This window comes from Streptomyces sp. NPDC030799, from assembly GCF_055572255.1.
Genome location: NZ_JBVIDS010000008.1, coordinates 43,106 through 61,200 on the forward strand (window position 1 = coordinate 43,106; position 18,095 = coordinate 61,200).

At 73.8% G+C, this 18,095-nt stretch carries 14 protein-coding genes; 13 read left to right on the forward strand and 1 reads right to left on the reverse strand.

Annotated features, from left to right (window positions below; all coding sequences use genetic code 11):
- The first annotated feature begins 10 nt into the window (after positions 1-10).
- The 7 genes from ACZ41I_RS20905 to cobI are packed head-to-tail and all read left to right on the forward strand — an operon-like array spanning position 11 to position 10,834.
- Positions 11-976, forward strand: coding sequence for a cobalamin biosynthesis protein (locus ACZ41I_RS20905; protein ID WP_399770398.1), 966 nt, complete (start codon positions 11-13; stop codon positions 974-976).
- A complete protein-coding gene (locus tag ACZ41I_RS20910; protein WP_363214909.1) occupies positions 973-2,505 on the forward strand; it encodes a cobyric acid synthase in 1,533 nt (510 codons plus the stop codon). Before ACZ41I_RS20905 ends, ACZ41I_RS20910 begins: the two co-directional genes overlap by 4 nt.
- Positions 2,502-6,155: a cobaltochelatase subunit CobN gene (gene cobN / locus ACZ41I_RS20915; RefSeq protein ID WP_468514768.1), complete on the forward strand. Its 3,654-nt coding sequence runs from the start codon at positions 2,502-2,504 to the stop codon at positions 6,153-6,155. Before ACZ41I_RS20910 ends, cobN begins: the two co-directional genes overlap by 4 nt.
- Positions 6,152-8,161 carry a putative cobaltochelatase gene (locus ACZ41I_RS20920; protein WP_399770394.1) on the forward strand — a complete coding sequence of 670 codons (2,010 nt, stop codon included), beginning with the start codon at positions 6,152-6,154 and terminating at the stop codon, positions 8,159-8,161. The genes cobN and ACZ41I_RS20920 overlap by 4 nt, the downstream gene beginning before the upstream one ends.
- Positions 8,161-8,760 (forward strand): cob(I)yrinic acid a,c-diamide adenosyltransferase, encoded by a 600-nt coding sequence (gene cobO / locus ACZ41I_RS20925; RefSeq protein ID WP_363214912.1) that lies wholly within the window; start codon positions 8,161-8,163, stop codon positions 8,758-8,760. The genes ACZ41I_RS20920 and cobO overlap by 1 nt, the downstream gene beginning before the upstream one ends.
- Positions 8,760-10,106 (forward strand): cobyrinate a,c-diamide synthase, encoded by a 1,347-nt coding sequence (locus tag ACZ41I_RS20930; RefSeq protein ID WP_468514769.1) that lies wholly within the window; start codon positions 8,760-8,762, stop codon positions 10,104-10,106. Before cobO ends, ACZ41I_RS20930 begins: the two co-directional genes overlap by 1 nt.
- Entirely contained in the window at positions 10,103-10,834 is a 732-nt protein-coding gene (gene cobI / locus ACZ41I_RS20935; protein ID WP_363214914.1) for a precorrin-2 C(20)-methyltransferase, read from the forward strand. The genes ACZ41I_RS20930 and cobI overlap by 4 nt, the downstream gene beginning before the upstream one ends.
- Before the next feature lie 23 nt (positions 10,835-10,857).
- Here the strand turns inward: cobI and ACZ41I_RS20940 are convergent, their stop codons facing one another.
- Positions 10,858-11,592 carry a ZIP family metal transporter gene (locus ACZ41I_RS20940; RefSeq protein ID WP_363214915.1) on the reverse strand — a complete coding sequence of 245 codons (735 nt, stop codon included), beginning with the start codon at positions 11,590-11,592 and terminating at the stop codon, positions 10,858-10,860.
- A 116-nt stretch (positions 11,593-11,708) separates the two neighbouring features.
- Between ACZ41I_RS20940 and cobM the strand changes: the two genes are divergently transcribed.
- From cobM to cobC, 6 genes are read left to right on the forward strand one after another with little or no spacing between them, the layout of a single operon-like run.
- The gene (gene cobM, locus ACZ41I_RS20945) at positions 11,709-12,527 is read left to right on the forward strand and encodes a precorrin-4 C(11)-methyltransferase (RefSeq protein WP_363214916.1); all 819 of its coding nucleotides are present in this window, start codon (positions 11,709-11,711) and stop codon (positions 12,525-12,527) included.
- On the forward strand, positions 12,524-13,816 hold the full coding sequence (gene cbiE, locus ACZ41I_RS20950; protein ID WP_468514770.1) for a precorrin-6y C5,15-methyltransferase (decarboxylating) subunit CbiE: 1,293 nt from the start codon (positions 12,524-12,526) through the stop codon (positions 13,814-13,816). The genes cobM and cbiE overlap by 4 nt, the downstream gene beginning before the upstream one ends.
- Positions 13,813-15,540: a precorrin-3B C(17)-methyltransferase gene (gene cobJ, locus ACZ41I_RS20955; RefSeq protein ID WP_363214918.1), complete on the forward strand. Its 1,728-nt coding sequence runs from the start codon at positions 13,813-13,815 to the stop codon at positions 15,538-15,540. The genes cbiE and cobJ overlap by 4 nt, the downstream gene beginning before the upstream one ends.
- Positions 15,537-16,124 (forward strand): precorrin-8X methylmutase, encoded by a 588-nt coding sequence (locus tag ACZ41I_RS20960; RefSeq protein WP_399770383.1) that lies wholly within the window; start codon positions 15,537-15,539, stop codon positions 16,122-16,124. Before cobJ ends, ACZ41I_RS20960 begins: the two co-directional genes overlap by 4 nt.
- Entirely contained in the window at positions 16,121-17,038 is a 918-nt protein-coding gene (locus ACZ41I_RS20965; protein WP_399770380.1) for a sirohydrochlorin chelatase, read from the forward strand. The genes ACZ41I_RS20960 and ACZ41I_RS20965 overlap by 4 nt, the downstream gene beginning before the upstream one ends.
- The gene (gene cobC / locus ACZ41I_RS20970; RefSeq protein ID WP_363214921.1) at positions 17,028-18,092 is read left to right on the forward strand and encodes an Rv2231c family pyridoxal phosphate-dependent protein CobC; all 1,065 of its coding nucleotides are present in this window, start codon (positions 17,028-17,030) and stop codon (positions 18,090-18,092) included. Before ACZ41I_RS20965 ends, cobC begins: the two co-directional genes overlap by 11 nt.
- The last annotated feature ends 3 nt before the right edge of the window (positions 18,093-18,095 follow it).

Sequence of the window (18,095 nt, forward strand, 5' to 3'; positions counted from 1 at the left end):
GGCTGAGCCGATGGGTGCCGATCGCACATACGCGTACGGCGCCGCCGCCGGCCTTCTCGGTGACCTGCTGCTCGGCGATCCGCGCCACGGGCATCCGGTCGCCGCGTTCGGCCGGGCGGCCGCTGCCGTGGACGGCGCGTTGTGGCACGACCACCGCGGCTGGGGCGCCCTGCACACCGTCGTGTGCGCCGGAGGCGCCGTCGCACTGGGCGCGGTGGCCGCACGCGCCGTACGCCCCTCCCCCGCCGCGTCCCTCGCGCTGACCGCCGCCGCCACCTGGGCGGTCGTCGGCGGTACGTCGCTCGCCCGGGAGGCCCGCACCATCGGGCGCGCTCTGGAGCGCGGAGACGTCCAGGCGGCGCGGGCCCGGCTGCCGCATCTGTGCGGCCGGGATCCCCAGGCGCTGGACGCCGACGGGATCGCCCGGGCAGTGGTCGAGTCGGTCGCCGAGAACACCTCCGACGCCGTCGTGGGGGCACTGGTGTGGGGGGCCGTGGCCGGGGTTCCGGGGCTGCTCGGGTTCCGGGCGGTCAACACGCTGGACGCGATGGTGGGTCACAAGTCCCCCCGCTACCGGCGCTACGGCTGGGCCTCCGCTCGGCTCGACGACCTGGCCGGCTGGCCGGGGGCGCGGCTGACCGCCGTGCTCGCCGCCGCGGCCGGGCCCGACCCCCGCGGTGCCCTGCGCGCCTGGAAGGCCGACGCCCGCAAGCACCCGAGCCCCAACGCCGGGCCCGTCGAGGCCTCCTTCGCCGGGGCCCTCGGCGTACGCCTGGGCGGCACGCTCTCCTACGGCGGCCGGGTCGAGCACCGGCCGGTGCTGAACGGGGACACCGGACGGGCGGTCCGGGTCACCGACATCGACCGGTCCGTACGGCTCTCCGGCCGCGTCGGCCTTCTCGCGCTCGGCACCACGGTCGCCGCGCGTCTCCTCGCCAAAGGTCTCGTCAAGGGTCTGAAGGGACGTGGAAAGTGAACGGGGGACTCCTCGTCGCCGGCACCACCTCCGACGCCGGCAAGAGCGTCGTGACGGCCGGGATCTGCCGGTGGCTGGTGCGCCAGGGTGTGAAGGTCGCGCCGTTCAAGGCGCAGAACATGTCGCTGAACTCCTTCGTGACCCGCCAGGGCGCGGAGATCGGGCGGGCCCAGGCCATGCAGGCCCAGGCGTGCCGGATCGAGCCGACCGCGCTGATGAACCCGGTGCTGCTCAAGCCGGGCGGCGAGCAGAGCAGCCAGGTGGTGCTGCTGGGCAGGCCGGTGGGCGAGCTGAGCGCGCGCGGGTACCACGGGGGGCGGCAGCAGCAGCTCCTCGGCACCGTGCTGGACTGCCTGGCCGAGTTGCGGGGCACGTATGACGCGGTGATCTGTGAGGGTGCGGGCAGCCCGGCCGAGATCAATCTGCGCCGGACCGACATCGTGAACATGGGCATCGCGCGGAGTGCGCGGCTTCCCGTGCTGGTGGTGGGCGACATCGACCGCGGGGGCGTCTTCGCGTCCTTCTTCGGGACCGTCGCCCTGCTGTCGCCCGAGGACCAGGAGCTGGTCGCCGGGTTCCTGGTGAACAAGTTCCGGGGCGATGTCGGCCTGCTGGAGCCCGGGTTGGAGATGCTGCGCGGGCTCACCGGACGGCCCGCCTACGGCGTCCTGCCGTTCCGGCACGGCCTCGGCATCGACGAGGAGGACGGACTGCGCGTTTCCCTGCGGGGGACTGTGCGGGAGTCGAACGTGGCCCCGCCCGTCGGCGAGGACGTGCTGCGGGTCGCCGTGTGCGCCATTCCGCTGATGTCCAATTTCACGGACGTGGACGCGCTGGCCGCCGAACCGGGTGTCGTGGTGCGGTTCGTGGACCGGGCCGAGGAGCTGGCGGACGCCGACCTGGTGGTGATCCCGGGCACGCGCGGGACCGTACGGGCCCTGGAGTGGCTGCGGGAGCGGGGGCTTGCCGACGCGCTTCTCAGGAGAGCCGCCGAGCAGCGCCCGATCCTCGGCATCTGCGGCGGCTTCCAGATTCTCGGCGAGCACATCGAGGACGAGGTCGAGTCGCGGGCCGGCGCGGTCGACGGGCTCGGCGTGCTGCCCGTGCGGGTGCGGTTCGCCCGCGACAAGACCCTGACCCGGCCGGCCGGGGAGGCCCTCGGCGAGCGGGTCGAGGGGTACGAGATCCACCACGGGGTCGCCTCCATAGAGGGAGGGCAACCGTTCATCTCCGATGACAAAGGACACAGCCTCGACGGCTGCCGGGTCGGACAGACCTGGGGCACGCACTGGCACGGTTCGCTGGAGTCGGACGGCTTCCGGCGGGCCTTCCTGCGCGAGGTGGCCGCCGCCGCGGGCCGCCGCTTCGTGCCGGCGCCCGGCACCTCCTTCGCCGCGCTGCGCGAGGAGCAGCTCGACCGGCTCGGCGACCTGATCGAACAGCACGCGGACACGGACGCGCTCTGGCGGCTCATCGAGTCGGGCGCGCCGCAAGGACTGCCTTTCATTCCACCGGGAGCGCCCGCATGAGCACAGTGTTGTTGTTGTCGACCGCCGACACGGATCTGCTGGCGGCCCGGGCCTCCGGCGCGGACTACCGCATCGGCAACCCGACCCGGGTGGACGTCCGCGAGGAGCTGCCGCGCCTGCTCGACGGGGCCGACCTGGCCGTCGTACGGCTGCTGGGCGGCAAGCGCGCCTGGGAGGAGGGGCTCACCGCACTGAAGGCGGCCGGGATCCCGACCGTGCTGCTGGGCGGCGAGGCCGTGCCCGACGCCGAGCTGATGGCCGAGTCGTCGGTGCCGGCCGGTGTGGTGGCGGAGGCGCTGAAGTACCTGGTCGAGGGCGGCCCCGCGAACCTGCTGGAGCTGTCCCGGTTCCTGTCGGACACCGTGCTGCTGACCGGTGAGGGCTTCGAGGAGCCGCGGAAGATGCCGGAGTACGGCGTCCACGGCTCGTACCCGGTCCGCGACGGCCGGCCGACCGTGGGCGTGCTCTTCTACCGGGCGCACGAACTGAGCGGCAACACCGCCTTCGTGGACACCCTGTGCGAGGCGATCGAGGCGAAGGGCGCCAACGCCCTGCCCGTCTACTGCGGTTCGCTGCGCGGCGCGGACGCCGGGCTGTACGAGTTGCTGGCGAAGGCCGACGTGCTGGTCGCCACGGTGCTGGCGGCCGGCGGCACGCACGCCTCGCAGGCCTCGGCGGGCGGCGACGAGGAGTCCTGGGACATCGGGGCGCTCGCGGATCTGGACATCCCGGTGCTGCAGGGCCTGTGCCTCACCTCCTCGCGGGCCGCCTGGGAGGAGTCCGACGCCGCCCTGTCCCCGATGGACGCGGCGATGCAGGTCGCGATCCCGGAGTTCGACGGGCGGCTGATCACCGTGCCGTTCTCCTTCAAGGAGCAGGGCCCGGACGAGGTCCCGGTGTACCTCGCCGACCCGGAACGGGCCGCGCGGGTGGCCGGAATCGCCCTGCGCCACGCCCGGTTGAAGCACAAGCCGAACGCCGAGAAGAAGGTCGCGCTGGTCTTCACGGCGTACCCGACCAAGCACTCCCGGGTCGGCAACGCGGTCGGACTGGACACGCCCGCGTCGGCGGTGCGGGTACTGGACGCGCTCCGGGACGCCGGCTACGCACTCACCGAGTACCCCTCCGGCGGCGACGAGTTGATCCACCGGCTGATCGCGGCCGGCGGTCACGACGTGGAGTGGCTCACGGAGGAGCAGCTGGCGGCGGCTCCCGCGCGGGTGCCGCTGGCCGACTACCGCGCCTGGTTCGAGAAGCTCGACCCGGAGCTGCGGGACGCGATGACCGAGGCGTGGGGCGAGCCGCCGGGCAGCCTCTATGTCGACGGTGACGACATCGTGCTGGCGTCGCTGCAGTTCGGGAACGTCGTCGTGATGATCCAGCCGCCGCGCGGCTTCGGCGAGAACCCGATCGCGATCTACCACGACCCCGACATGCCGCCCTCGCACCACTACATGGCGGCCTACCGCTGGCTGGAGAACAGCTTCGGCGCGGACGCGATCGTGCACATGGGCAAGCACGGCACGATGGAGTGGCTGCCGGGCAAGGGGCTCGGCCTGAGCGCGGGCTGCGCCCCGGACGCGGTGCTCGGCGACCTGCCGCTGATCTACCCGTTCATCGTCAACGACCCCGGCGAGGGCACCCAGGCCAAGCGGCGCGGGCACGCCACGGTGGTCGACCACCTGGTGCCGCCGATGGCCCGCGCCGACACCTACGGCGACCTCGCCAAGCTGGAGCAGCTGCTGGACGAGTACGCGCTCGTCTCCGACCTGGACCCGGTGAAGGCCCCGGCCGTGCGCGCCCAGATCTGGACGCTGGTCAAGGCGGCCGAGCTGCACCACGACCTGCATGTGGACGAGCAGCCGGACGACGACGAGTTCGACGAGTTCGTCATGCACATCGACGGCTATCTGTGCGAGATCAAGGACGTGCAGATCCGCGACGGTCTGCACATCCTGGGCGGCGGCCCGGTCGCCGAGCCGCGCGTGAACCTGGTGCTCGCCGTGCTGCGCGCCTCGCAGGTGTGGGGCGGCCGGGCGAACGCGCTGCCGGGGCTCAGGGCCTCGCTCGCCGCCCATTTCGGGCTGGTGGAGAAGGAGCTGCTGGCCGAGCCCGGTGCCCCGGTGAAGGTGCCGGTGGAGCTGACCGACCTCGTCGAGGGTCCGGCGCGCACCGCGTCCGACGCGATCGACCTGCTGGAGCAGCTGTGCCGGCGGATCGCGGAGGGCATGGAGGCACGGGCCTGGGACCGTGCGGTCGTCCCGGCCGTGCTGCGGGGCGTGCTCGGCACCGAACTCCCGGACGCCGTGGCGGTGCTGGAGTTCGCGTGCGACGAGGTCGTACCGCGGCTGGCGAGGACCACGGACGAGATCGGGCACATCCTGCGGGCGCTGGACGGCGGTTACGTCCCGGCGGGTCCGTCGGGTTCGCCGACCCGCGGTCTGGTGAACGTGCTGCCGACCGGCCGGAACTTCTACTCGGTCGACCCCAAGGCGATTCCTTCGAGGCTGAGCTGGGAGGTCGGCCAGTCGCTGGCCGACTCGCTGGTGCAGAGGTATCTGCAGGACACGGGCGAGTACCCGAAGTCCGTCGGTCTGACGGTGTGGGGTACGTCCGCGATGCGCACCCAGGGCGACGACATCGCCGAGATCCTGGCGCTGCTGGGCTGCCGCCCGGTGTGGGACGACGCCTCGCGCCGGGTCACGGGCTTCGAGGTGGTCCCCCTGGAGGAGCTGGGCCGGCCGCGCATCGATGTGACGGTCCGTATCTCCGGTTTCTTCCGGGACGCGTTCCCGCACGTCGTCGGGCTGATCGACGACGCGGTGCGGGCGGTGGCCGAGCTGGACGAGCCGGCCGAGTCCAACTACGTGCGGGCGCACGCCGACGAGGACACCGCCGAGCACGGCGACCGGCGGCGCGCCACGGCCCGTGTCTTCGGCTCGAAGCCGGGGGCCTACGGTGCCGGTCTGCTCCCGCTGATCGACGCGCGCAACTGGCGCAGCGACGCGGATCTGGCCGAGGTGTACGCCGTCTGGGGCGGGTACGCGTACGGGCGCGGGCTCGACGGGCGGGCGGCGCGCGGGGACATGGAGACCGCGTTCCGGCGGATCGCGGTGGCGGCGAAGAACGTCGACACCCGCGAGCACGATCTGGTCGACGCAGACGACTACTTCCAGTACCACGGCGGCATGGTCGCCATGGTGCGGCATCTGACCGGCGCCAACCCCGAGGCGTACGTCGGCGACAGTGCCGTACCGGACCAGGTGAAGACCCGCACGCTGGGCGAGGAGACGCACCGTGTCTTCCGGGCCCGCGTGGTCAACCCGCGCTGGATGGCGGCCATGCGCCGGCACGGCTACAAGGGCGCCTTCGAGATGGCGGCGACCGTGGACTATCTGTTCGGCTACGACGCCACGGCGGGCGTGGTCGACGACTGGATGTACGAGAAGCTCAGCGCGGAGTACGTCTTCGACCCGGAGAACCGGGACTTCATGCAGAAGTCCAACCCGTGGGCGCTGCGCGGCATCACCGAGCGGCTGCTGGAGGCGGCGGACCGCGGCCTGTGGGCGGAGCCGGACGCGGACACGCTGGAGCGGCTGCGCGCCACCTACCTGGAGCTGGAAGGCGACTTGGAGGGCGACGACCAGTGACAACCCCCTTCCCTTTTACGGCCGTGGTCGGTCAGGACGACCTGCGGCTGGCGCTGCTGCTGAACGCCGTGTCCCCGGCGGTGGGCGGGGTGCTGGTGCGCGGCGAGAAGGGCACGGCCAAGTCGACGGCCGTGCGTGCTCTGTCGGCGCTGCTGCCACAGGTGGCCGTCGTCCCGGGGTGCCGGTTCTCCTGTGATCCGGCGGCACCGGACCCGTCGTGCCCGGACGGCCCGCACGAGCGGGGGGCGGGTGCGGCCCGTCCCGCACGGATGGTCGAGCTCCCCGTCGGTGCCTCCGAGGACCGGCTGGTCGGTGCCCTGGACATCGAGCGGGCGCTCGCGGAGGGTGTGAAGGCGTTCGAGCCGGGTCTGCTGGCCGACGCGCACCGCGGGATCCTCTACGTCGACGAGGTCAACCTGCTCCACGACCACCTGGTCGACCTGCTGCTGGACGCGGCGGCGATGGGTGCGTCGTACGTGGAGCGCGAGGGTGTGTCGGTGCGGCACGCGGCCCGCTTCCTGCTCGTCGGCACCATGAACCCCGAGGAGGGCGAGCTCAGGCCCCAGCTTCTGGACCGGTTCGGGCTGACCGTGGAGGTCGCGGCCTCGCGGGAGCCGGACCAGCGGGTCGAGGTGGTGCGGCGCCGGCTGGCGTACGACGACGATCCGGCCGGCTTCGCCGCCCGGTGGGCCGAGGAGGAGGCCGTCGTACGGCAACGGATCGTGGCGGCACGGGAGTTGCTGCCGCAGGTGCGGCTGGGCGACGGTGCGCTGCGGCAGATCGCGGCGACCTGCGCGGCCTTCGAGGTGGACGGCATGCGCGCCGACATCGTGATGGCGCGTACGGCGACGGCGCTGGCCGCGTGGGCCGGGCGGACGGACGTCCTCGCGGAGGACGTCCGGCAGGCGGCGCTGCTGGCGCTCCCGCACCGCAGGCGCCGTAACCCCTTTGACGCGCCGGGCCTGGACGAGGACAAGCTGGACGAGACGCTGGAGCAGTTCTCCGGGGAGAACGAGGGCGACGACGACCCCGATCCGGACGGTCCCGGCGGGGGCGGTGGCGGGCCGCAGCCCGACTCCGGTCCGCAGGGGGGCGGGGACGCCGCCGCGCGGCCGGAGTCCGGTGAGGGCGGGGAACCGCAGGCCTCCGGCGCGCGGGAGCAGTCGGCCGTACGGGCCGCCGAGCCGTTCCGGACCAAGGTGCTGAGCGTGCCCGGGATCGGCGAGGGGGCGGCCGGACGGCGGTCACGCGCGCGGACCGAGCACGGGCGGACGACCGGTGCCCGGCGGCCCCGGGGGGCCCTGACCAAGCTGCACCTGGCGGCGACCGTGCAGGCGGCGGCCCCGCACCAGCGGGCGCGCGGCCGGTCCGGGCCGGGGCTGGTGGTCCGCCGGGACGATCTGCGGCAGGCGACCCGGGAGGGCCGCGAGGGCAACCTCGTGCTGTTCGTCGTGGACGCCTCGGGGTCGATGGCGGCGCGGCAGCGGATGGGTGCCGTGAAGGGGGCCGTGCTGTCGCTGCTGCTGGACGCGTACCAGCGGCGGGACAAGGTGGGGCTGGTGACGTTCCGGGGGTCGGGCGCCGATGTCGCGCTGCCGCCGACCTCGTCGGTCGACGCGGCCGCGGCGCGGCTGGAGTCGCTGCCGACCGGTGGCCGTACGCCGCTGGCCGCCGGGCTGCTCAGGGCGCACGAGGTGCTGCGCGTGGAGCGGCTGCGGGATCCGGCGCGGCGGGCGCTCGTGGTCGTGGTGACCGACGGGCGGGCCACCGGCGGCCCCGAGCCGGTCGCGCTGGCAGGGCGTGCGGCGCGGCTGTTCGCGGCCGAGTCGGTCGCCTCGGTGGTCGTGGACTGCGAGTCGGGGCCGGTGCGGCTCGGGCTCGCCGGGCAGCTCGCGGGTGAGCTGGGCGGTACGGCCGTCACGCTGGACGAGCTGCGGGCCGACTCGATCGCCGGGCTGGTCAGGGACGTGCAGGGGACGCAGAGGACTTCGAGGAGGGCCGCGTAATGCCGCAGGGACAGCCGAGTGTGGTACCGGACGACGGACTGACCACCCGTCAGCGACGCAACCGTCCGCTGGTCGTCGTGCACACCGGCATCGGCAAGGGCAAGTCCACCGCCGCGTTCGGGCTCGCACTGCGCGCCTGGAACCAGGGGTGGCCCATCGGGGTGTTCCAGTTCGTGAAGTCGGCCAAGTGGAAGGTCGGCGAGGAGAACGCGCTGCGGGTGCTCGGCGCCTCCGGCGAGGGCGGGACCGTGGACTGGCACAAGATGGGCGAGGGCTGGTCCTGGGTGCAGCGCGATCAGCAGATGGACAATGAGGAGAAGGCCCGGGAGGGCTGGGAGCAGGTCAAGCGGGACCTGGCCGCCGAGACGTACCGGCTGTACGTGCTGGACGAGTTCGCCTACCCCATGCACTGGGGGTGGGTGGACACCGACGAGGTCGTGGACGTGCTGCGGAACCGGCCCGGCACCCAGCATGTGGTGATCACCGGGCGGAACGCGCCGGAGAAACTGGTGGACTTCGCCGACCTCGTCACCGACATGTCCAAGGTCAAGCACCCCATGGACGTGGGGCAGAAGGGCCAGAAGGGCATCGAGTGGTGATGTCGTCGGTGCCTCGGCTGGTCATTGCCGCGCCTTCCTCGGGCAGCGGCAAGACCACCGTCGCCACGGGGCTGATGGCCGCGTTCGCCGCGCGGGGGCTCGCCGTGTCCCCGCACAAGGTCGGGCCGGACTACATCGACCCCGGCTACCACGCGCTCGCGACCGGGCGGGTGGGACGCAACCTGGACGCGTATCTGTGCGGTCCCGAGCTGGTCGCTCCGCTGTTCCTGCACGGGGCGCGGGGCTGTGACCTGGCCGTGGTCGAGGGCGTGATGGGGCTGTACGACGGGGCGGCCGGAGAGGGTGAACTGGCGTCCACCGCTCATGTCGCCAAGCTGCTGCGGGCGCCGGTGGTGCTGGTGGTCGACGCGTCGTCGCAGTCGCGGTCGGTGGCGGCGCTGGTGCACGGGTTCGCTTCCTGGGATCCGGAGGTGCGGGTCGGGGGCGTGATCCTGAACAAGGTGGGCTCCGACCGGCACGAGGAGCTTCTCCGGGAGGCCCTGGATTCGGCGGGGGTGCCTGTCCTCGGTGTGCTGCGGCGGGTTCCGCAGGTGGATACGCCTTCTCGCCATCTGGGGTTGGTGCCGGTGGCCGAGCGACGGTCCGACGCGACAGACGCAGTGGCGGCGATGGCCGCTCAGGTGGAGCGAGGTTGCGATCTCGAAGCTCTGCGGCGACTGGCGCGGAGTGCGGGAGACCTGTCATGCGCTCCTTGGGAACCGCCCGTCACCACCACGGGCAAGCGTGAGGTGGTCGCCGTGGCCGGCGGACCCGCCTTCACCTTCTCCTACGCCGAACACACGGAACTGCTCACCGCCGCCGGTGCCGACGTCGTCACCTTCGACCCCCTGCGGGACGAGCAACTGCCGGAAGACACCGCCGGGTTGGTCATCGGCGGCGGTTTCCCCGAGATGTATGCCGGTGAGCTGTCCGCCAACGAGCCGCTGAGGAAGGCCGTCGCCGAACTGGCCCTCGCCGGTGCTCCCGTCGCCGCCGAGTGCGCCGGGCTGATCTACCTGTGCCGCGAGCTGGACGGGCAGCCCATGTGCGGGGTGCTGGACGCGACCGCACGCATGACGGAACGGCTGACCCTCGGCTACCGGGACGCCGTGGCCGTCGGGGACAGTGTGCTGGCCGTCGCCGGGACCCGGATGCGGGGGCACGAGTTCCATCGCACGGTCGTCGAGCCCGGCGTCGGTGAGGCTCCCGCCTGGGGCGTGCGGGCGCCCGTACGGCGGGTCGAAGGTTTCGTACAGCGGGGCGTGCACGCGAGTTACCTGCACACGCACTGGGCGTCCGAGCCCGGTGTCGCCCGTCGGTTCGTGGAGAGGTGCCGGACGTCATGAGCAGCAGGCTGGTCGGAGTCGGGGTCGGTCCCGGTGATCCGGAGCTGGTGACCGTCAAGGGGGTCAACGCGCTGCGGGCCGCCGATGTCGTCGTCGTCCCGGTGATGGACACCGGGGAGCGGGGGCGGGCCGAGGCGACCGTGTTGCACTACGTGCCCGCGGAGAAGGTCGTCCGGGTGGTGTTCGCGCTGAACGAGCGGACCGACCGGGCGCGCCGGGAGGCCGCCTGGGACGCGGCGGGCGGGCGGGTCGCCGAGCTTCTCGCAGCGCACGGATCCGTCGCCTTCGCCACCATCGGCGATCCGAACGTGTACTCCACGTTCACCTATCTCGCCCAGACCATCACGGAGCTGGTGCCGGACGTGGTCGTGGAGACCGTGCCCGGGATCACCGCCATGCAGGATCTGGCGGCGCGGTCCGGTGCCGTGCTGACCGAGGGCACCGAACCGCTGACGCTGGTGCCGGTCACCGCCGGGTCCGCCGTGCTCAAGGACGCGTTGGCCGGGCCCGGGACCGTCGTGGCGTACAAGTTCGGGCGGCAGGCCGCCGAGGTCGCCGAGGCGCTGCGGGAGACCGGGCGGCTCGGGGACGCCGTGTGGGGTTCGGCGCTGGGGCTGCCGGAGGAGTCGGTGCGGTCGGCCGGCGAGCTGGACGGGACGCCGTTGCCGTATCTGTCGACGCTGATCGCGCCCCCGCGGCGGGACGGCGGGCGGGGCGGGAAGCTGTGAGCCGGCCCGGGCGACCGGTCGGCTCAGCCGCCGGAGAGGCCGACCACCAGCCAGATGAAGGCCGCGCCCGCCACCGTGCACAGCAGGGTGGAGCGGGCCGGGTGCTCGTGGTGGGCCTCGGGCAGGATCTCGGCGGCGGCGAGGTAGAGCAGTACGCCGCCGAAGAGGCCGAGATAGCCGCCGAGTACCGGCTCGGGGATGTGGAAGAAGGCGGTCGACACCGCGCCGAGCAGCGGTGCGCAGGCGTCGGCGACCAGCATGGCGATGGCGCGGCGACGGGCGTTGCCGTACAGGCTCGTGATGGTGAAGGTGTTGAAGCCGTCCGCGAAGTCGTGCGCGATCACGGCGAGCGCGACGGCCGCGCCCATGCCGCCGCCCACCTGGAAGGCCGCGCCGATCGCCACGCCGTCCATGGCGCTGTGGCCCACCATGGCGCCGGCCGCCGCCAGGCCCACCTCGGGCGCCCGGTGGTCGTGTCCCTCGGCGCCGCCGTGCGCGGCCTGCCGGGCGGCCAGCGTGCGCTCCACCAGATGGGCCAGCAGGAAGCCGGTCACGAACAGCAGCAGGGCGGCGGGTACGCCGAAGACCTCGTGGTGGGCGGCGTGCAGCGCCTCCGGCAGCAGGTCCAGGCCGACCACGCCCAGCATCAGACCGCCGGCCAGTCCGAGGACCAGGTGCCGACGGTCGGTCACGCGCTGTGCCGTCCAGCCGCCGGCCAGCGTCATCAGGAACGCGCCGAGCGCGACGAAGACCGCCATAGGCCCTTGCTATCCGATGAAGGCGCCTTCGTGCACATCCGGCCACGCCCACATCGACGCAGAACCTGATATTTCCCCTGCTTTTCATTGGTGACCCCGTACGAGAGGACCCTCCCATGGCCGATGCCCCCACCGGCAAGGTGACGTTCGTCGGTGCCGGCCCCGGCGCCGCCGATCTGCTGACGTTCCGTGCCGCGCGCGCGATCGCGGAGGCGGACGTGGTGATCTGGGCGGCGAGCCTGGTCCAGGCGGAGGTCCTGGCGCACGCGCGCGAGGACGCTCAGGTCCTCGACTCGGCGGCCATGTCCCTGGAGGACGTCGTCGCCGTCTACCGGCGCGCCCGTGCCGAGGGCCTGAAGGTGGCCCGGATCCACTCCGGCGACCCGGCGCTGTGGGGCGGCACGCAGGAACAGCTGGACCGGTGCGCCGAGATCGGCATCGCCACGGAGGTCGTCCCCGGGGTCTCGTCCTTCTCCGCCGTCGCCGCGCTCGCCCAGCGTGAGCTGACCATCCCCGAGGTCGCGCAGTCCGTCGTCCTCACCCGGCTGGGCGGCGGCAAGACGCCGATGCCGCCCGGCGAGGAGGTGCGCGAGTTCGCCCGGCACGGCACCACCATGGCGGTCTTCCTGTCGGCGGCGCGCAGCGGACAGCTGGTGCGCGAGCTGCTGGAGGGCGGCTATCCGACGGACACGCCGGTGGTCGTCGCCTACCAGGCGACCTGGCCGGAGGAGCTGATCGTGCGCTGCACCATCGGCACGCTGGAGGAGACGGTCAAGGAGCACAAGCTCTGGAAGCACACGCTCTTCCTGGTCGGCCCGGCGCTGGACGCGCACGGCACCCGTTCGCACCTGTACCACCCGGGGCACTTCCACGGATACCGCAAGGCCGACCCCGAGGCCCGGCGGGCCCTGCGCGAGCAGCGGGCGAAGAGTTGATCACGGTCGTCGGCACGGGGACGGGCGCGCCGGTCGCCGCGGACGTTCTCGCGGGCGCCGCGCTGGTGGTCGGCGGGCGCCGGCACCTGGACGCGGTACGGCTGCCCGACGGCGCCGAGCAGGTCGTGCTGGGGCCGCTGGCGCCGGCGCTGGACATCATCGAGCGGTATCTGGAGAAGCGGAGCCGGGTCGTCGTACTGGCCTCCGGCGACCCGGGGTTCTTCGGGATCGTCCGGGTGCTGGCCGAGCGGTTCGGGTCGCGGCGGCTTGAGGTGCGGCCCGGTGTCTCGTCCGTGGCCGCCGCGTTCGCGCGGGTGGGGCTGACATGGGACGACGCCGTGGTCGTCAGCGCACACGGCAGGGAGCTGCGTACGGCGGTCAACGTGTGCCGCGCGCGGCCGAAGGTGGCGGTGCTGACGGGGCCGGGCGCGGGGCCGGCGGAACTGGGGGCGGCGCTGCTGCACCGCTCTCGGGTACCGCGGGACGCGACGGCCGGTCCGGAGGCCGCGTCGGCGCACGCGCCCCGCGGGCGCGTCCTCGTCGTCGCCTCCGCCCTCGGCTCCGCGGAGGAGCGCGTCGAACGGGTCACGCCCGCCGAGGCCGCCGCCCGGAACTGGGGCCCGGACGTCAGCGTGGTGCTGTGCCTGGACGAGACACGCGCTCTCGGCGGGGTGCGTACGGTCGCCGGGGCACCGGCCGGACCCGCCCGATGGGCGCTGGACGAGGGCGGGTTCGCGCACCGCGACTCGATGATCACCAAGTTCGAGGTGCGGGCGCTGGCGCTGGCCCGGCTGGGGCCGCGGCTGGGCGACCTGGTGTGGGACGTGGGCGCCGGCTCGGGCTCGGTGGCGGTGGAGTGCGCGCGGCTCGGCGCGGCCGTCGTCGCCGTGGAGAAGGCGGCGGACGGGGTGGCGCGGATCCACGCCAACGCGCACGCCCACGGGGTCGACGTGGACGTGGTGCACGGCCCGGCCCCCGAGGCCCTGGACACGCTCGACGATCCCGACGCGGTGTTCGTCGGCGGTGGCGGCCGGGAACTGCCCGCCGTCGTCGGCGCGTGCGCGCGGCGGGCCCGGCGGACCGTGGTCGTCGCCATGGCCGCGCTGGACCGTGTGCCGGCCGCCCGTGAGGCGCTCACGGCCGCCGGGTTCACCTGCGACGGGGTGCTGCTGCAGTCCTCGCGCCTGGCGCCGCTGCCCGGGGACGTGACCCGGCTCGCGGCCACCAATCCTGTGTTTCTGCTCTGGGGTGACAGAACCCCGGTATCGAGTGAGGGAGTTGCCCAGTGATCGGCCTGATTTCCGCCACCGCGGCGGGGGCGGTGGCGCGGGACCGGCTGGCCGCGGCCTGGCCGGACCGTACGCGCGTGTACGAGGGTCCCGTCGGGGAGGCGGTACGGGCCGCGTTCGCCGAGTGCGAGCAGCTGGTGTGCTTCCTGGCGACGGGCGCGACGGTACGGCTGCTCGCGCCCCTGCTCGGCGACAAGACGGCCGACCCGGGTGTGGTGTGCGTGGACGAGGGCGGCCGGTTCGCGGTGTCACTGGCCGGCGGGCACGGCGGGGGCGCCAACGAACTGGCCCGCGCGGTCGGCGAGCTGCTGGGGGCCCAGCCGGTGGTGACGACCGCGACGGACTCCGTGGGACTGGCGGGCCTGGACACGCTCGGGCTGCCGTACGAGGGCTCGGTGGCCCTGGTCTCCCGCGCCCTGCTGGACGGCGAACCGGTCGCGCTGGAGGCAGAGGTGCCGTGGCCGCTGCCGCCGCTGCCGGTCTCGGCGCAGGGGTCGTACACCATCCGGCTCACCGACCGCGATGTCGCGCCGGGCGAGCGTGAGGTGCTGTTGCGTCCGCCGTCCCTGGTGGTCGGGGTCGGCGCGTCCAAGGGCGCGCCGGTGGACGAGGTCCTCGGGCTGGTCGAGGAGACGCTGGCGCAGGCGGGCCTCTCGGTGCGGTCCGTGGCCGAACTCGCCACGGTGGACGCCAAGTCCGAGGAGCCGGGCCTGCTGGCCGCCGCCGAACGGCTCGGGGTGCCGCTGGTGACGTACTCCGCCGAGGAGCTTGCGGCGGTCGAGGTGCCCAACCCGTCGCACGCGCCGCTCGCGGCCGTCGGCACACCGTCGGTGGCGGAGGCCGCCGCGCTGGTGCGCGGCGGTGAACTGCTGGTGCCCAAGCGGAAGTCGGAGCGTGCGGACGGCCGGCCCGCGATGGCGACCTGCGCGGTCGTACGACGCCCGGGACGCGGGCGGCTCGCGGTGGTCGGGCTCGGGCCGGGCGCCCGGGACCTGCTCACCCCGCGCGCGGCGGCCGAGCTGCGCCGGGCCTCGGTGCTGGTCGGCCTCGACCAGTACGTGGACCAGATCCGCGACCTGCTGCGGCCGGGCACCAGGGTGCTGGAGTCTGGGCTCGGCGCCGAGGAGGAGCGGGCCCGTACGGCGGTCGCGGAGGCCCGCAAGGGGCATGCGGTGGCGCTGATCGGCAGCGGGGACGCGGGCGTGTACGCCATGGCCTCCCCGGCGCTCGCCGAGGCGTCGGACGACATCGACGTGGTCGGGGTGCCCGGGGTGACGGCCGCGCTGGCCGCCGGGGCGGTCCTGGGCGCGCCGCTGGGCCACGACCACGTCTCCATCAGCCTGTCCGACCTGCACACGCCGTGGGAGGTCATCGAACGCCGGGTGCGGGCGGCGGCCGAGGCGGACCTCGTCGTGACCTTCTACAACCCGCGCTCCCGGGGCCGCGACTGGCAGCTGCCAAAGGCGCTCGCGATCCTGGCCGGGCACCGGGAGCCGACGACACCGGTGGGCGTCGTACGCAACGCCTCCCGGCCGGACGAGTCGAGCCGGGTGACCACGCTCGCCGGGCTGGACCCGGCGACGGTCGACATGATGACGGTCGTCACCGTGGGCAACACCGCGACCCGCACCGTCGCGGGCCGCATGGTGACCCCGCGCGGCTACCGCTGGCAGGAAGCCGCACCGATGAGCGGCTCCGCCGCGGGGCAGGAGGACGCCCAGTGAACCGTGTGGTCCACCCCATCGAGCAGGAGTCCTTCCGGCGGCTGCGCGCCCGCCTGGACACCTCGCACTTCCCGCCCCTGACCCGGGCGGTCGTGGAGCGGGTCATCCACTCCGCCGCCGACCTGGAATACGCGACCGACCTCGTCATGGCCGAGGACGACCTGGTGAAGGCGCACGCGGCGCTGCACGCCGGGGCGCCGGTCGTCGTGGACGTGGAGATGGTCGCGGCCGGCATCACCCGGCGGGAGACCGTGTGCCGGCTGAAGGACGCCACGTCCGGTCCGGGACTGACCCGTTCGGCCCATGCCGTCCGGCTCGCCTACGAACAGGTCGGACCGGGCGCCCTGTGGGTGATCGGCTGTGCGCCGACCGCCCTGGAGGAGCTGCTCACCCTGGACGCCTCCCCCGCACTCGTCATCGGTCTGCCCGTCGGTTTCGTCGGCGCGGCCGAGTCCAAGGCCGCGTTGCGCGAGAGCGGGCTGCCCGCCGTGAGCAACGTGTCCGAGAAGGGCGGCTCGGCGGTCGCCGCCGCCGCGCTCAACGCCCTGCTGTACCACCCCCTTTCGTCTGAGGAGACCTCGTGACCACCCCGCCCGCCCTGCTGATCGCCGGACACGGCACCCGTGACGACGCCGGAGCCGAGGCGTTCCGCGACTTCGTGCGTGAGCTGGGGCGCCGCCACCCCGAGCTGCCCGTCGCGGGCGGCTTCATCGAGCTGTCCCCGCCGCCGCTCGGCGAGGCCGTCGCCGAGCTGGTCGAGCGGGGCGTGCGCCGGTTCGCCGCCGTGCCGCTGATGCTGGTGTCCGCCGGGCACGCCAAGGGCGACATCCCGGCCGCGCTGGCCCGCGAGAAGGAACGGCACCCGGGCATCTCGTACACCTACGGCCGCCCGCTGGGCCCGCACCCGGCGCTGCTGAACGTGCTGGAGCGGCGGCTGGAGGAGGTGCTGGGCGACACGGACCGCGCGGAGGTGACCGTGCTGCTGGTCGGGCGCGGCTCGACCGACCCCGATGCCAACGCCGAGGTGTTCAAGGCGGCGCGGCTGCTGTGGGAGGGCCGCGGGTACGCGGGGGTCGAGACGGCGTTCGTGTCGCTGGCGGCGCCGGACGTGCCGAGCGGCCTTGACCGGTGCGCGAGGCTGGGCGCGCGGCGGATCGTCGTCCTGCCCTACTTCCTGTTCACCGGGATCCTGCCGGACCGGGTGCGGCAGCAGACCGAGGAGTGGGCGGCCGGGCACCCCGAGGCCGATGTGCGCTCGGCGGACGTCATCGGGCCCGAGCCGGAGCTGCTGGACCTGGTGATGGAGCGGTACGGAGAGGCCGTCAAGGGTGATCTGCGCATGAACTGCGACTCGTGCGTGTACCGGATCGCGCTGCCCGGCTTCGAGGACAAGGTGGGGCTGCCGCAGCAGCCGCACTTCCACCCGGACGACGACGGCCATCACCACGGGCACGGGCACCACCATCACGGGGGGCACTCGCACAGCCATGCGCACTGACGACACCGGCGGCTCCGGGCACGATCTGCGGCATCACGGGGACGCCGAAGTGCGGGACGACGGGGCGGCGTTGACCGACCTCGCCGTCAATGTCCGCGCGGACACGCCGCCGCCGTGGCTGCGGGAGGAGATCGCCGCCTCGCTGTCGTCCCTCGCGGCCTACCCGGACGGTCGGGCCGCGCGGGCGGCGGTGGCGGCGCGGCACGGGCTGCCGGTGGAACGGGTGCTGCTGACGGCCGGCGCGGCGGAGGCGTTCGTGCTGCTGGCGCGGGCGCTGAAGGTGCGGCGCCCGGTCGTCGTGCATCCGCAGTTCACCGAGCCGGAGGCGGCGCTCAGGGACGCGGGGCACACCGTGGAGCGGGTGCTGCTGCGTGAGGCGGACGGGTTCCGGCTGGATCCGGCGGCGGTGCCGGAGGAGGCCGATCTGGTGGTGATCGGGAACCCGACCAACCCCACCTCTGTGCTGCATCCGGCGGGGACGATCGCCCGACTGGCCCGTCCCGGACGGGTGCTGGTGGTCGACGAGGCGTTCATGGACGCGGTGCCGGGTGAGCGGGAGGCGCTGGCCGGGCGGACGGATGTGCCCGGTCTCGTGGTGCTGCGGAGCCTGACCAAGACGTGGGGGCTGGCCGGGCTGCGGATCGGGTACGTGCTGGCTCCTTCGGAGATCGTCGCCGAACTGGAGCGGTCTCAGCCGCTGTGGCCCGTCTCCACGCCGGCCCTCACCGCGGCGCGGGCGTGTGTGGCACCGCGGGCCCTGGCCGAGGCGGGGCATGCCGCGCATCGCATCGCGGCGGACCGGGCCCACCTGGTGGCGGGGTTGTCCGCGTTCGCTTCGCGGGGGGTGCGGGTGGTGGAGCCTGCGGAAGGGCCTTTTGTGCTGGTCCGTATGCCCCAAGCGGTGGTCGTACGGCGTCGGCTGCGGGAGCTCGGCTATGCGGTACGGCGGGGGGACACGTTTCCGGGGCTCGGTGAGGAATGGGTGCGGGTGGCTGTGCGGGACCGGGTCACGGTGAGCGGGTTCCTGTCGGCACTGTCGGCTGCCCTGCCCTAGCCG